Annotated in this window: 11 protein-coding genes, 1 tRNA gene and 1 pseudogene; 2 read left to right on the forward strand and 11 right to left on the reverse strand. The window is 65.0% G+C overall.

What is annotated here, in order from left to right; translation table 11 throughout:
• The first annotated feature begins 64 nt into the window (after positions 1–64).
• A complete protein-coding gene (locus B7X49_RS12845; RefSeq protein ID WP_286703676.1) occupies positions 65–487 on the forward strand; it encodes an NUDIX domain-containing protein in 423 nt (140 codons plus the stop codon).
• Between the two features lie 100 nt (positions 488–587).
• Here B7X49_RS12845 and B7X49_RS12850 read toward each other — a convergent pair whose 3' ends face one another.
• From B7X49_RS12850 to B7X49_RS12885, 8 genes and pseudogenes are all read right to left on the reverse strand, one after another.
• Positions 588–1313, reverse strand: coding sequence for an ABC transporter ATP-binding protein (locus B7X49_RS12850; RefSeq protein WP_029313254.1), 726 nt, complete (start codon positions 1311–1313; stop codon positions 588–590).
• Positions 1310–2059: an ABC transporter ATP-binding protein gene (locus B7X49_RS12855; RefSeq protein ID WP_286703677.1), complete on the reverse strand. Its 750-nt coding sequence runs from the start codon at positions 2057–2059 to the stop codon at positions 1310–1312. The genes B7X49_RS12850 and B7X49_RS12855 overlap by 4 nt, the downstream gene beginning before the upstream one ends.
• Positions 2056–3051, reverse strand: coding sequence for a branched-chain amino acid ABC transporter permease (locus B7X49_RS12860; protein ID WP_286703678.1), 996 nt, complete (start codon positions 3049–3051; stop codon positions 2056–2058). The genes B7X49_RS12855 and B7X49_RS12860 overlap by 4 nt, the downstream gene beginning before the upstream one ends.
• Positions 3048–3920 carry a branched-chain amino acid ABC transporter permease gene (locus B7X49_RS12865; RefSeq protein ID WP_286703679.1) on the reverse strand — a complete coding sequence of 291 codons (873 nt, stop codon included), beginning with the start codon at positions 3918–3920 and terminating at the stop codon, positions 3048–3050. The genes B7X49_RS12860 and B7X49_RS12865 overlap by 4 nt, the downstream gene beginning before the upstream one ends.
• Before the next feature lie 74 nt (positions 3921–3994).
• Entirely contained in the window at positions 3995–5248 is a 1254-nt protein-coding gene (locus B7X49_RS12870; RefSeq protein ID WP_286703680.1) for an ABC transporter substrate-binding protein, read from the reverse strand.
• A gap of 320 nt (positions 5249–5568) precedes the next feature.
• Positions 5569–7523 (reverse strand): annotated as a pseudogene (locus B7X49_RS12875) (DUF2075 domain-containing protein).
• Positions 7524–8195 (reverse strand): RlmE family RNA methyltransferase, encoded by a 672-nt coding sequence (locus tag B7X49_RS12880; protein WP_029313248.1) that lies wholly within the window; start codon positions 8193–8195, stop codon positions 7524–7526. It abuts the pseudogene before it with no gap.
• Positions 8196–8208: 13 nt separating this feature from the next.
• On the reverse strand, positions 8209–9159 hold the full coding sequence (locus B7X49_RS12885) for a Ppx/GppA phosphatase family protein (protein WP_286703688.1): 951 nt from the start codon (positions 9157–9159) through the stop codon (positions 8209–8211).
• Positions 9160–9408: 249 nt separating this feature from the next.
• On the opposite strand from B7X49_RS12885, the gene B7X49_RS12890 reads away from it, so the two are divergent.
• A tRNA-Gln gene (locus tag B7X49_RS12890) sits at positions 9409–9482 on the forward strand.
• Positions 9483–9569: 87 nt separating this feature from the next.
• Here the strand turns inward: B7X49_RS12890 and B7X49_RS12895 are convergent.
• From B7X49_RS12895 to recR, 3 genes are read right to left on the reverse strand one after another with little or no spacing between them, the layout of a single operon-like run.
• On the reverse strand, positions 9570–10241 hold the full coding sequence (locus B7X49_RS12895) for an SGNH/GDSL hydrolase family protein (protein WP_286839686.1): 672 nt from the start codon (positions 10239–10241) through the stop codon (positions 9570–9572).
• A gap of 28 nt (positions 10242–10269) precedes the next feature.
• Positions 10270–11373, reverse strand: a complete 1104-nt coding sequence (locus B7X49_RS12900; protein WP_029313245.1) for an OpgC family protein — start codon at positions 11371–11373, stop codon at positions 10270–10272.
• Positions 11370–11960, reverse strand: a complete 591-nt coding sequence (gene recR, locus B7X49_RS12905) for a recombination mediator RecR (RefSeq protein WP_286703682.1) — start codon at positions 11958–11960, stop codon at positions 11370–11372. Before recR ends, B7X49_RS12900 begins: the two co-directional genes overlap by 4 nt.
• Between the last annotated feature and the right edge of the window lie 138 nt (positions 11961–12098).

Genomic DNA, 12098 nt, shown 5'->3' on the forward strand with positions numbered 1-12098 from the left:
GCGGGTTCTAATCCGGTGCGGCGGTGGTGGCAATCGGTGCGGCGGTTTGTGCTAGGCTGCGATCATGACGGATACTGCCTTGGCGCCGATCCACATTGCCGCCGCCGTGCTGATGCGCGCCGATGGCCAGACCCTGCTGGTGCGCAAGCGTGGCACCGATGCGTTCATGCAGCCGGGCGGCAAGATCGGGCCAGGGGAGACGGCGCTGGCCGCGCTGCTGCGCGAATTGCGCGAGGAGCTCGGCCTCGCGATACCAGCCGATCAGCCGCGCTACCTCGGCCGCTTTACCGCGCCGGCGGCGCATGAGCCGGGATTCATGGTCGCCGCCGATCTGTTCCGCGTCGAGACCAGCGAAACGCCGGAGGCCGCCGCCGAAATCGCCGAGATCATCTGGGTCGATCCGGCACACACCGCCGATCTGAAGCTGGCGCCGTTGACGCGCGACATATGTGCGACGATGGCGTCCTGCACGGCGGACGAAGCGTAGGCGACATCAGACCACGGCACGATCGTGCCCGCGAGGACACCGCGCCAAAGCGCCGCGCCGTCGCCGCCGCTCGCCAGTTCCCGCTCGCCAGCTCCGTCCGTCAGTGCCGGATATCGACCGCCGCGTGGCTGACGCCGGCCAGCTGTTCCATCCGGGCCCGATCGTCGGCGAGGGTCGCTGCGGCACCATCGTATACCACCTCGCCGTCCGAGAGGACATAGGCACGGTCGGCGAGTTCGAGGGCGAGAAACGCGTTCTGTTCGACCAGCAGGATCGACATGCCCTCGCTCTTCATCCGGCCGACGGTGCGCATCACCTCCTGCACGATCACCGGCGCCAGCCCTTGCGAGGGTTCATCGAGGATCAGGAATTTCGGGTTGAGCAGCAAGGCGCGCGCGATCGAGAGCATTTCCTGCTCACCACCCGATAATCGTCCGCCCTTGCTGGTGCGGCGCTCGTCGAGGCGGGGAAACAGCCGATACACCGTCTCGATCGTCCAGGGGCCTTTGGTCTGGGGCGGCACCAGCAGGTTTTCATGGACGGTGAGGTGGCCGAAAATCTTGCGCCCCTCGGGTACGTAGCCGACGCCGAGGTTCGCGACCCGATAGGGCGGCTTGCCGGTGGTATCGCGGCCGAACAGCTTCACCCGCCCTTCGCGCGGCACCGTGAGGCCCATGATGCTGCGCATCGTGGTGGTCTTGCCCGCGCCGTTGCGGCCGAGCAGGGCGACCAGTTCGCCCTCGCCGACCGTAAGCGACACGCCGTGCAGGATGTGGCTCTTGCCGTAATAGGTCTGCAGCCCCTCGGCCTCGAGCACGGCGCTCATGCCGCGTGCCCCAGATAGGCGGCCTGGACGCGCGGATTGGCGGCGATCTCGGTGGCGTTGCCCTCGGCCAGCATCCGGCCGTTGTCGAGCACCGTGATCCGGTCCGCGATGCCGAACACGATCGCCATGTCATGCTCGACGAACAGCATGGTGATGCCCTGGTCCTTGTTCAGCCGGCGGATCAGATCGGTCATGTGGTGGGTCTCCTCATCGCCCATGCCGGCGGTCGGCTCATCGAGCAGCAGAAGTTTCGGCGATTTTGCCAGCACGATGCCGATTTCAACGACCCGCTGATCGCCATGCGACAATTCGCCGGCGACGCGGCCGAGCTTGGCGGTGATCCGCACGATCTCGGCGAGGTTTTCAACCTGGTTCATCACCACGGTGCGCACGGCGGCGGAAATCCAGGGTCGCAGATTGAGCCCCATCGCGGTTTCCACCGCGACCCGCAGATTTTCCCGCACGGTGAGCGAGAGAAAAATCTCGGTGATCTGGAAGGTGCGAATGATGCCCCGCTTGACCAGCGCGGTCGGCGTGCCCGCGGTGATCGGTTCGCCCCCGAACACGATGCTGCCGTCGGTGGGCGGAAAATAGCCGCTGATCAGGTTGAACAGCGTCGTTTTGCCGGCCCCGTTCGGGCCGATGATCGCGCGCAGTTCGCCGGCTTCGACGCTGAGCGAAATACCCGACAGCGCCTGCAAAGCGCCGAACCGGCGCCCCACATCGTTCAGAACCAGGAGACTCATGAGCCGGATTTCCGGTTGAAGAAGCCGAGCACGCCCATCGGGAAAAAGATCACCGAAACCACGAACACCAGCCCGATCACGCTCATCCAGTTATCGGTGACCGAACTCACGTAATCGCGCACCAGCACGAAAATCACCGCACCGGCCAGCGGCCCGTAAAAATTGCGCATCCCGCCGAGCACCGCGATGATCAGGAAATCGCCGGACATGCTGTAGTTCAGCAGATTGGGCGAGGCGAACCCATCGAGCAGGGCGTTGAGCCCACCCGCCAAGGCCGCGATGAACCCCGAGATCGCAAACGAGATCGCGATATAGCGCTGCGTGCTGACGCCGAGAAAGGTGAGCCGCTTGTGGTTCTCGCGGATCGCGACGAAGGCATGGCCGAGCGGCGCATTCAGAATGACCCACAGCAGGAGCGACGCGATCGCGAAGGCCACCAGAACCAGGTAATACATGCCGGTCGGCCCCATCGACAGCAGATGGCCGGGTCCAGCGAATTTCGGGCGGGCGAAGCCGGAGAGCCCGTCGTACCCGCCGGTCAGCGTGTTCCAGCGGATCGCGATGAAATAGAACATCTGGCCGATTGCGATGGTGATCATCGAGAAATAGATACCGCGCCGCCGCACCGCGATCGGGCCGAGCAGGGTCGCCGCAAGACCGCCGAGCAGGGTGCCGGCGCCGAGTGCCAGAAACAGGCTGTGGGTTTCGTATTTCAGCATCAGCCCGACGCCGTAGGCCCCGAGCCCGAAATAGGCGGCGTGGCCGAACGACAAGCCGCCGGTGAAGCCGAGCAGCAGGTTGAGGCCCATCGCCGCGAGCGCATAAATCAGCACGCGGCTGGCCAGATCGGTATAGCCGCCGACCAGCGGCAGCCAGAGCGGCACCGTGAGCAGCACGATGCCAAGCACGACATTGCCGATGGTGCGGCGCGACACGCCGGTGCGGGCCTGGGGTGCGGTGCGTGCGGTTTCGGTCGCGAGATCGGTGCTCATTCGAACAATCCTTCCTGGCCCATCAGGCCGCGCGGCCGGACCACCAGCATGACGCCCATGATGATATAGATCACCACCTCGCTGGCGGCCGGATAGAACGCGGTGGTGATGCCGGAGGCGAGGCCGATGATCAGCCCGCCGAGCAGCGAGCCGACCAGCGAGCCAACACCGCCGACCACGATGGCGACAAAAGCGGGCATGATCAGCGCATCGCCCATGTTCGGGTTGAGCCCGAGCTGGCCGGCGGCCAGAATACCGGCGACTCCGGCGAACACGATGCCGATCACGAAATTCGCCGAGCGCAGCAGATAAATATTCACACCCAGCGCCGATATCGTTTCAAGATCGGAGTTCCCGGCCCGGATGCGGATGCCGATGCGGGTAAACCGCAGCACGCCAAACAGGGCGCCGGTGCCGACCAGCGCGACGCCGACCACGAACAGCCGGTAGCCGGTCAGAAAGAAATACGTGCTGCTGAGCGGCTGGTTGAGAAATTGCGGTATTTCCAGCGGCTTGCCCTGCGCGCCCCAGATGGTGCGGATCATGTCCTGCATGATGAAGGCGAGCCCGAAGGTCAGCAGCAGCGTGTAGATCGGGTCCTTGCGATTATACAGCCGGCGGATCAGCGTGGTCTCGATCGCGAGGCCCAGCGCACCGGCGAGCAACGGCGCAATGATCAGCCCGCCCCAGAACCCGACATAGGGCACCAGGGTGAACGCGAAATAGGCCGCGAGCGCCATGAACGCGCCCTGGGCGAAATTGATCGTGTTGTTCAGCCCCAGGATCAGCGCGAGGCCCAGCGCCATCAGCGCGTAGAACGCCCCCTGGATCAGCCCGTTGAACGCGTTGAACAGTAATAACAGACCCATGGTGTCTCCCTATGACGATTGCGGCACCGCCAGGAGCAGTGCCGCACCGGAACAGTCGATCGCCCGTCAGCCGATCAGGACGGGTAGGTCATCTTGCAGCCGGCCGCCGCCGGTGAGAGTGCGAGTTTTTCGCCCGGGATGATCGATGACACATCGAACAGATCGGGATATTGCGCGCCCTTCAGCACATGGCCGGGGAACATGCTGAGCATCAGCTGATGATCGGCGGCGCGGTACATCGGCGCGTTGGGTTGCAGGGCAACCTCCGGCGGCAGCACCAGCCCTTCCATGCCGCGCACCACTTTCATCGTATCCAGCGATTTCGCCCGCTCGACCGCCAGTTTGATCGCATAGGTCGAAGCATAGCCGAACCAGGACCGCGCCGAGGGATATTCGCCCTTGTATTTGGCGCGATAGGCTTTGACGAAATCAGCGAGATGCGGGGTGTTGGGCTGTTTCCAGTACCATTCCGCGGTCCACCAGCCGTAGCGCGCGTTTTCGGGCAGGGCCTGCAATTGTTCAAGCTCGATCAGGGCGCCCGCCACCGCGATTTCCTTGTCGATGCCGAATTGCGCGATCTGCTTCATGCAGTTCACCTGGTCATCGCCGGCGAGCAGCAGGCAGAGGACCTTGGGCTTCTTTGCCTTCACCTCGATCAGGTAGGACGAGAAATCGGTCGTGCCGACCGGCGCCAGCGCCGATCCCGCCATGGTGCCGCCGTGGTGTTTCAGCTGCTTTTCATAATCGGCCTGTTCGGCGTGGCCGAAGGCATAATCGGTGGTGATGAAGTACCAGCTCTTGCCGAATTTATCGAACAGGGTTTCGAAATCACCGGCGGTCAGCATCCAGGTGGTTGAGCAGGTGCGGAACGTGTTCCACTGGCAACTGGTGCCGGTCAGCGCATCGACGTGACCGCCGGTGGCCAGAAACAGCATGTTGTGCTGATTGGCGAACTGGCTGACGGCGAGCGAGGCGGCCGAATTGACCGTACCCATCAGGAAATTGATTTTTTCGCGCGCGACCAGCCGTTTGGCCTTGTCGATGCTGGTACCAGGGCTACCGGCGCTGTCCTCGACGATCAGCTGCAAGGGCCGGCTCATGATGCCGCCCTTCTTATTGATTTCCTCCTCAGCGAATTTGGCACCCTTGATTTCGCTATGGCCGAGCGCCGCGAAAATACTGGTGATCGGATCGATCATGCCGATCTTGATCGGCTTTTCGCTGGCGGCCCAGGTCGGCTCCGGTGTCGCCAGCAAACCTGCGATACCGGCCGCGGCACCGGCTTTGAGTATGCTCCTGCGATCGATCAATGCTGATTGATTTGTCATCAACGCCCCTCTGTCTAGCAACTGTTTGTTATCGTTTAAACGCACGTATAACGCGCAACAATGCGGCCGCCATAACGCACGAAATCCATAGTCTATGAGTAATCGAACCGCCCCGATCGGACGGCGTAGTCTTGGCTCTCGTTTCCGCCGGTCTTTGCCGGTTGGTTATTGTTTGTCCATCCTATGTGACACGTCTGTCAACAGTCCTCAGGTGGTAACCTGCCGGTTTTTCATCAAAATTCTGCGTGATCGGCAACAACAAGGCAGAGTGACTGTCCTTTACGTTGCCGCGTGACAATCACCCCTGCCGCTGGCCTCACTCAAATATGATCGAACAAAGCGGCCTGGCGCGGCGCGGGCGAAGCATCCGGCGGTTCAGGTTCGAGCACGGTGGCGCCGGCGCGCAGCAGGAAGCCAGCGACCTGATCGAAGGCGGCGGGGCTGCGGGTGTCATCCGCCGCATCGCCGGGCGGGATGAACAGGATCGTTTCGTAGCGAGCGCGCGACAGCAGGACGCGATAGGTGTTGATCTGCCAGATGATCGCCTCAGGCCGCTTGATCGTCTGCCATTTCGTGCCGCGAAACTTGCGCGCACACCAGGACGCGCGGTTGGGCGCGATGATCAGATCGCCGCCCCAGCACAGACCGACATAGTCGAGTTCAAGACCCTGGCAGGCATATTGCGTAGCCGGCAGTTCGAGCGCGTCCGACGCGCGAACATCCGGCCAGGCGTTGAGAAACCAGTTGGCGACCGCATCGGCGTCCATATGCGGAAAATCGGCGGAGAGACCATCGGCACGCAGGCGCTTGGCATCGGCGCTGCACACCAGCCCGGCGCGCCGGCTGCCGCGAGCAAGATGGCGGAGTTCGCCGCGCAGCGCAGTGAGCGAGCGGGTGATCCGGAACGGAACGCCGCCGGCCGCCCGGCCGATGCGTGCGGCCTCGGCGGCATCGTGGCGCAGCACCGCATCCACCCAGTCGGCCGCGGCGTGCGAGCGGATCTGACGAACGCTGACATCGAGGTGCAATGCGGGATCGATCGTCATGCCGGCGGGTTGGCTTGCCACCAGGCAACGCGCCGGATCGGCGTTGCCGATGATCGTGGCCGGCCCCATGATCGACCAGTCCGGCCGGGCGGCGAGCGCGACGCCCCAGGACGCGAGCCCGGCCTCGCCGGTGTTGATCTCCTGGCCGCTGCCGACCAGTGCGACAATCACCGCCCAATCGGCGTGGCGGCGCATGATGTCGAGGAACAAAGCGGCCTCTCCCAGGCGCGCTGGGCTTCGTCGAACACGATGACATGCTCATGCGGCGCATCGCTGCGGGGCTGGCTGTCACGCAGGAAGCCGAGCAAGGGCTGGATCGCGGATTCGAGTTTGTGGGCGGCATCGCGGGCGCTGCGGCCCTGATCCTTGGCATCGCGCGCAAGGGCGGCGCGCAACACATGGACCAGCGGCAGATTGCCGGTGAGGAAAGCCGCTTGATGGGCGGCGGTGAAAACGGCGTTCAATCCGCACAGGGTTTTCCCCGCCCCGGGAATGCCGGTTACGAACAGGATGACGTAGCGATGAGCGTCCGCCGCGGCGGCGATCGCGGTGCGGATGGCACCGGTCGTGCGGGTCAGGTTGGTGACATCGGCGCGCGACGAAGCGATGTCGGCGACGCCGTGCTTGCGATACAGCATGGTCGCGGCTTCAACGATGGTGGGCACCGGGCGGTAGGCAGCACCTTCCCAGGCATGCGGGTCGAGCGGTGTTTGCGAATGTGGCAGTTGCGCCGCGAGGGTTTGCAGCAGCGGTTCGAGGGTTGCGCCATTGGCATCGATCACGGGTGCAATCGCGTGCCAGAACAACGGCAGCGCCATGGCGGGGGTTGGCGCGTGGCGGGCGACCAGCACGGGGATGATCGGGTGGGCGCGGCTGGCGGCATGGAAATCGAACAGGTCGAGCGCATAATCCTCGACCTGTTCGCGATCGGCGTTGGTGAAGGCGGCGGCTTCGGTCTTGAACTCGAGGACCAGAATGGCCCGACCGGTCAGGATGATCGCATCGATCCGGCGGCCAAGGCGGATCAGCGGGTATTCGAGCAGAACCTGCCAGTCCGGCAGCGTCCGCAGCGCCGCGCGCAGCAGGTCGATCTGGTCGCGCCAGGCACGGATCTGCGCCTCGTGATTGACCATATGAGTCTCGACCAGGCGCCGGGCCAGATGATCGACGATGCGCACCGGATCTTGCTGGCAGAACGACGCGGCACGGCCGGACCACCAGGCGGACATTCAGCTCTCCGGCCGATACCCCGTCGCCACCAGATACAATTCCCGGCTGTCCTTGCGGCTGGCCGCCGGCTTGGCGTGACGGACCAGGGTGAACCGGCGTTTCAACAGGGCGAGCATGCCGCCCTCGGCACCGCCCTGGAACAATTTGGTGACGAAGCCGCCGCCCGGTTCCAAAGTTTTGAACGCGAAATCGAGCGCCAGCTCCGCCAGCCCCATGATCCGCAAATGATCGGTCGCCATATGGCCGGTGGTGTTGGGCGCCATGTCCGACAGGACCAGATCGGCCTTGCCGCCGAGCGCGGCGCGCAGTGCGGCTTCCATCGCCTCGTCCTGGAAATCGCCCTCCAGCAAGGTGGCGCCGGGAATCGCATCGATCGGCAGCAGGTCGATGCCGACCACCCTTGCCGCCCCGCGGTCGAGTGCGATCTGCGTCCACCCGCCGGGCGCGGCACCCAGGTCGATCACCCGGCTCGCCTTGCCGATCAGGGAGAATTTCTCATCGAGTTCGATCAGCTTGAAGGCCGCGCGCGAGCGATAGCCCTTGGCCTTGGCAGCCTCGACATAGGGGTCGTTGAGCTGGCGGGTCAGCCATTTCTGCGACGAGGGTTTGTGCTTGCGCGCGGTCTTGAGCCGCACTGTGGTGCGGCGGCCTTGCGAGAGATCATCGGTCATCGGTTGGGTTCGTTCATGCCTGATAGGGGCGCGATCTGGCGCGCGCGGTGCGGATCAGCCGCATCAACATCCCCTCGCGCAGGCCGCGATCGGCCACGGCGAGGTCGCTGGCCGGCCACATCTCTTCGATCGCGGCGAAGATGGCGCAGCCCGGCAGCACGAAATCGACCCGGTCCGGGCCGATGCACGGGTGCTCGGCAAGGCCGGTGCGGCCGAGCGCGCGGATCGCGGCAAGGCCGCTGGCCACCTGCTCGCGCGGCAGCACCGCGCCATCGATCGCGCCACGGCGGTAGCGATCGAGGTTGAGGGCGATGCCCGCGATGGTGGTCACGGTGCCGCTGGTGCCGACCAGCCGCACGCCGCCCTGGCGGATTTCCTGGCCGATCCGGTGGATCTGCTCGAACGGACGCAGCAGCGCCTTGATCTCCTCGACCACGGCGGCAAACCCCGCCTCGCTCTCGCACCAGCCGGCGCAGCGCTCGGACAATGTCACCACGCCGACCGGAATGGTGTGATACCCGATCAACTGCGGCAGGCTGCGATCGGCCGCACCGGCGCTGCCCGGCACCCGCACCCAGGCGATCTCGGTCGAGCCGCCGCCGATGTCGAACAGCAATGCCCGGCGCTCAGCCTGATTGATCAGCGAGGCGCAGCTCTCCATCGCGAGGCCGACTTCCTCACGCGGCGAGATGGTTTCGATCGGCAGGCCGGTGGCCGCCCGGGCGCGCGCAATGAAAGCGGCGCCGTTTTCGGCCTGGCGGCAGGCCTCGGTCGCGATCGCGCGAATGTCGCTCACCTGCCAACGGCGCAGTCGCTCGGCGCAGATGCTCAGCGCATCGATCGCGCGGTCCATCGCTGCATCGGACAGGGTGCCGCTACGGTACAGTCCCTCGCCAAGGCGCACCACGCGGCTGAAGCTGTCGAGCACATGAAAACCGCCGCCGCTCGGCACGCCGACCAGCATGCGGCAATTGTTCGTCCCCAGGTCGATCGCGGCATAAGCCGGCGGGCGCGCACGCCGCTCGTTCGGAACGCGGCTGGTGGCGCTGCGCCGATCGGGGCTGGTGCGGCCAAGGGTCTACATATAATGGGCGCACCTATGGCCGGAGAGCAAGCCAGAATTGCATGATCCGGCGAATTGGCGCCAAATGCGGCGGGTCGATTGCCTCGCGCGGCACGGGATGCTAGCAGCAATACACGCGCGATATCCGCTTGGGGGATAGTTTAGCGGTAGAACTTCCGGCTCTGACCCGGACAGCCTTGGTTCGAATCCAGGTCCCCCAGCCATTTCAGGCCCGATCCCGCGCTCATCGCAGCCCGCGCGACGCCTGACTCATCCCATAAAAGTGATCGCCACAAAAACGATCACCGGCGTCATTTCACCGCCTGCACGATCGCGGCCGCCAAAGCGGCGGCGGTGCAAGCGTAACCGCGATCGTTCATGTGCAACCCATCGCCGGCCAGAAAATCGGCGAGCGGCGGATCGTTCGCCTGCCACTGGCGCATCAGCGCATCACGTGAGAACAGGCTCAGGCCGGGCGCGCGGGCAAGGGCGGCAAGTGCTGCGTTGATCTTGTCGTTGTCGGGCGAGGCGACCAGTTCGCGCGAGCGCTGATTGTCCATCAACACGATATCCGCGTTGGCGGCGCGCAGACGATGCAGGCCGCGCCGGACGAGGTCGGTGAAATGGCGAATGCTCTCGCGCCGCGCGGCCGCGTTCGCACCGACTTGCCAGATCACCAGACTTGGCTCCAGCGCCAGCACGTCGCGCGCCATGCGTTTATCCTCGCGCCCGGCATCCTCGCCGCCGACGCCGCGATTGATCACGCTGATTTCCGAATCCGGCAGCAGCGACGCCAGATCGTCCTGCAACTCGGCGGGATAGGAATCCGCGATGTCATGCGCCATGGCACCCCAGGTCGATGATGAGCCGAGTGCCGCGATCACCACGGGCTGACCCGCCTTCAGCGCCGCCTTGAGATGAGGCAGGGCAAGGTGCTGCACCGGCGCGCGCGGACAGGCCGATGGTGCCGCGTGAGCTGCCACCGGCACGCCCAGCAACAGGACGAAAATCCTAAGAAACCGCCGGTTTCGCATCTTTCACCCTAAACCAGGCGCCGCTCGCCGCGATGCCCAACAGGACACCGAGGCCGACGCCATTGACCATGATCTGCATCACCCAACCCGGATCATGATCGAGCACGACCCGCCCGGCAAATGACAGGACGATGCTGGCACAATACGTGGTCAGCCCGTGCTGGCCGATCAGCACGAACACCGAGCCCAGCCGCGTCTCGATGAATTTCGCCCCCGGCGGCACATAGCGCGAGGCGAGCCAGGCGAGCGACAGGATCGAGAGCAGCCGGTAAGGGTGCAGGCCGGTCTTGTCGATGTCGCGGATCAGCGGATTGATCGGCACCGGCACATGGCGGGCCAGTTGCGGCTCGATCCACGTGGTCAGCAAAATCAGAAACCCCACCACCAGCAGCGCGATCGCCGCGATATCGGTGGCGACACGCGGCAGCGCCGGCCGCCCGAACCGCGCGAAGATCATGCCGAGCACGAACAGAAACTGCCAGGTCAGCGGGTTGAAGAACCAGCCGTGGCCGCCCGCGGTCGGCAGGTTCCAGCCGAACAGCCGCGCCGCGACATAGAGCGCAAAACTCGCCGCCAGCAAAACCCGCGGCCGGCGCAACAACAACAGCAACGGCGCCATGCCGCCCATGATCACGACATAGAGCGGCAGCACGTTCAGGAACGATGGCTGATACAGCATCGGCACCGCATCGATCATCGCGACCAGCGGTTCACGCACCAGACGGTCCATCCCCACCCGCGCCAGATACCCCGGCGTGGCAAACCAGGCGGCGAACAGCGCAACCTCGGCCGTGAAGATCACGAACAGGAAAATATGCGCGATATACAGCGTCCAGGCCCGCTTCAGCATATCCGCCCCGGCCGAGACCGGACCGGCCTGATCGAGCTTGCGGCCATACACCAGCGAAGCGGCGTAGCCGGCCAACAAAATGAAAATCTCGGTCGCATCGTTCAGCGCCAGATTGCGCACGGTGAAGCGCGCCAGAGCATCATGCGGAATATGATCGAGGAAAATGCAGAACAAGGCGATGCCGCGAAAGAAATCGACCCTGAGATCACGACCCGCGCGAACCAGCCTCACTCCGCTAATCTCCGCGCCGACATCGCCATCGCCAACGTGCCTTCATCGAGGATCTCGATGCTGCCGCCCACCGGCACGCCCTGCGCCAGGCGCGTGATCCGCACACCGAACGGGGCGAGACGTTCGGTCAGGTAATGCGCGGTCGATTGACCATCGACCGTCGCCGGCAACGCCAGAATCACCTCACGCACCGAACCATCCAGCCGCGCCAGCAACCGCCCGACCCCCAGTTCCTCCGGTCCGCGCCCGCCGATCGCCGACAGCAACCCGCCCAATACATGGTACCGGCCCCGATACACCGAAGCCCGCTCCAATGCCCATTGGTCCGCCACCGACTCCACAATGCAGATCATCGGCTCACGCGCCGGATCGCCGCACACCGAACAGGGGTCGACACTGTCCAGCCCACCACATACCGAACACACCACCACACGCTGCGCCGCCGCCGACAACGCCCCCATCAACGGCAACAACCGACCCTCACGCTCACTCAATAACCGCAACACAATCCGCCGCGCACTCCGCGGCCCCAACCCCGGCAACCGCGCCACCTGGGCCACCAGACTCTCGATCTCAGGGCCCATCATGGGAGTGGCTGCCAAGCCGGGGCGCTGCCCCGGACCCCGGCAAGGGGGCTTTGCCCCCCTGCACCCCCCACTAAGGACTTAGTCCTTAGAACCCATTTTTTTCGGGTGAGAGGCCGGGGGGTGTGCGCCGCCTGCGGG

Source organism: Acidiphilium sp. 34-64-41, from assembly GCF_002282635.1.
In the GTDB taxonomy this organism is placed as follows: Bacteria; Pseudomonadota; Alphaproteobacteria; order Acetobacterales; family Acetobacteraceae; genus Acidiphilium; species Acidiphilium rubrum.

Coding starts and splice junctions, on each gene's coding strand:
- B7X49_RS12855 (WP_286703677.1), bottom strand. CDS start 2,059: ATGAGTCTCCTGGTTCTGAACGATGTGGGGCGCCGGTTCGGCGCTTTG.
- B7X49_RS12870 (WP_286703680.1), bottom strand. CDS start 5,248: ATGACAAATCAATCAGCATTGATCGATCGCAGGAGCATACTCAAAGCC.
- B7X49_RS12865 (WP_286703679.1), bottom strand. CDS start 3,920: ATGGGTCTGTTATTACTGTTCAACGCGTTCAACGGGCTGATCCAGGGG.
- B7X49_RS12850 (WP_029313254.1), bottom strand. CDS start 1,313: ATGAGCGCCGTGCTCGAGGCCGAGGGGCTGCAGACCTATTACGGCAAG.
- recR (WP_286703682.1), bottom strand. CDS start 11,960: ATGATGGGCCCTGAGATCGAGAGTCTGGTGGCCCAGGTGGCGCGGTTG.
- B7X49_RS12885 (WP_286703688.1), bottom strand. CDS start 9,159: ATGCTGGTCGGCGTGCCGAGCGGCGGCGGTTTTCATGTGCTCGACAGC.
- B7X49_RS12880 (WP_029313248.1), bottom strand. CDS start 8,195: ATGACCGATGATCTCTCGCAAGGCCGCCGCACCACAGTGCGGCTCAAG.
- B7X49_RS12860 (WP_286703678.1), bottom strand. CDS start 3,051: ATGAGCACCGATCTCGCGACCGAAACCGCACGCACCGCACCCCAGGCC.
- B7X49_RS12845 (WP_286703676.1), top strand. CDS start 65: ATGACGGATACTGCCTTGGCGCCGATCCACATTGCCGCCGCCGTGCTG.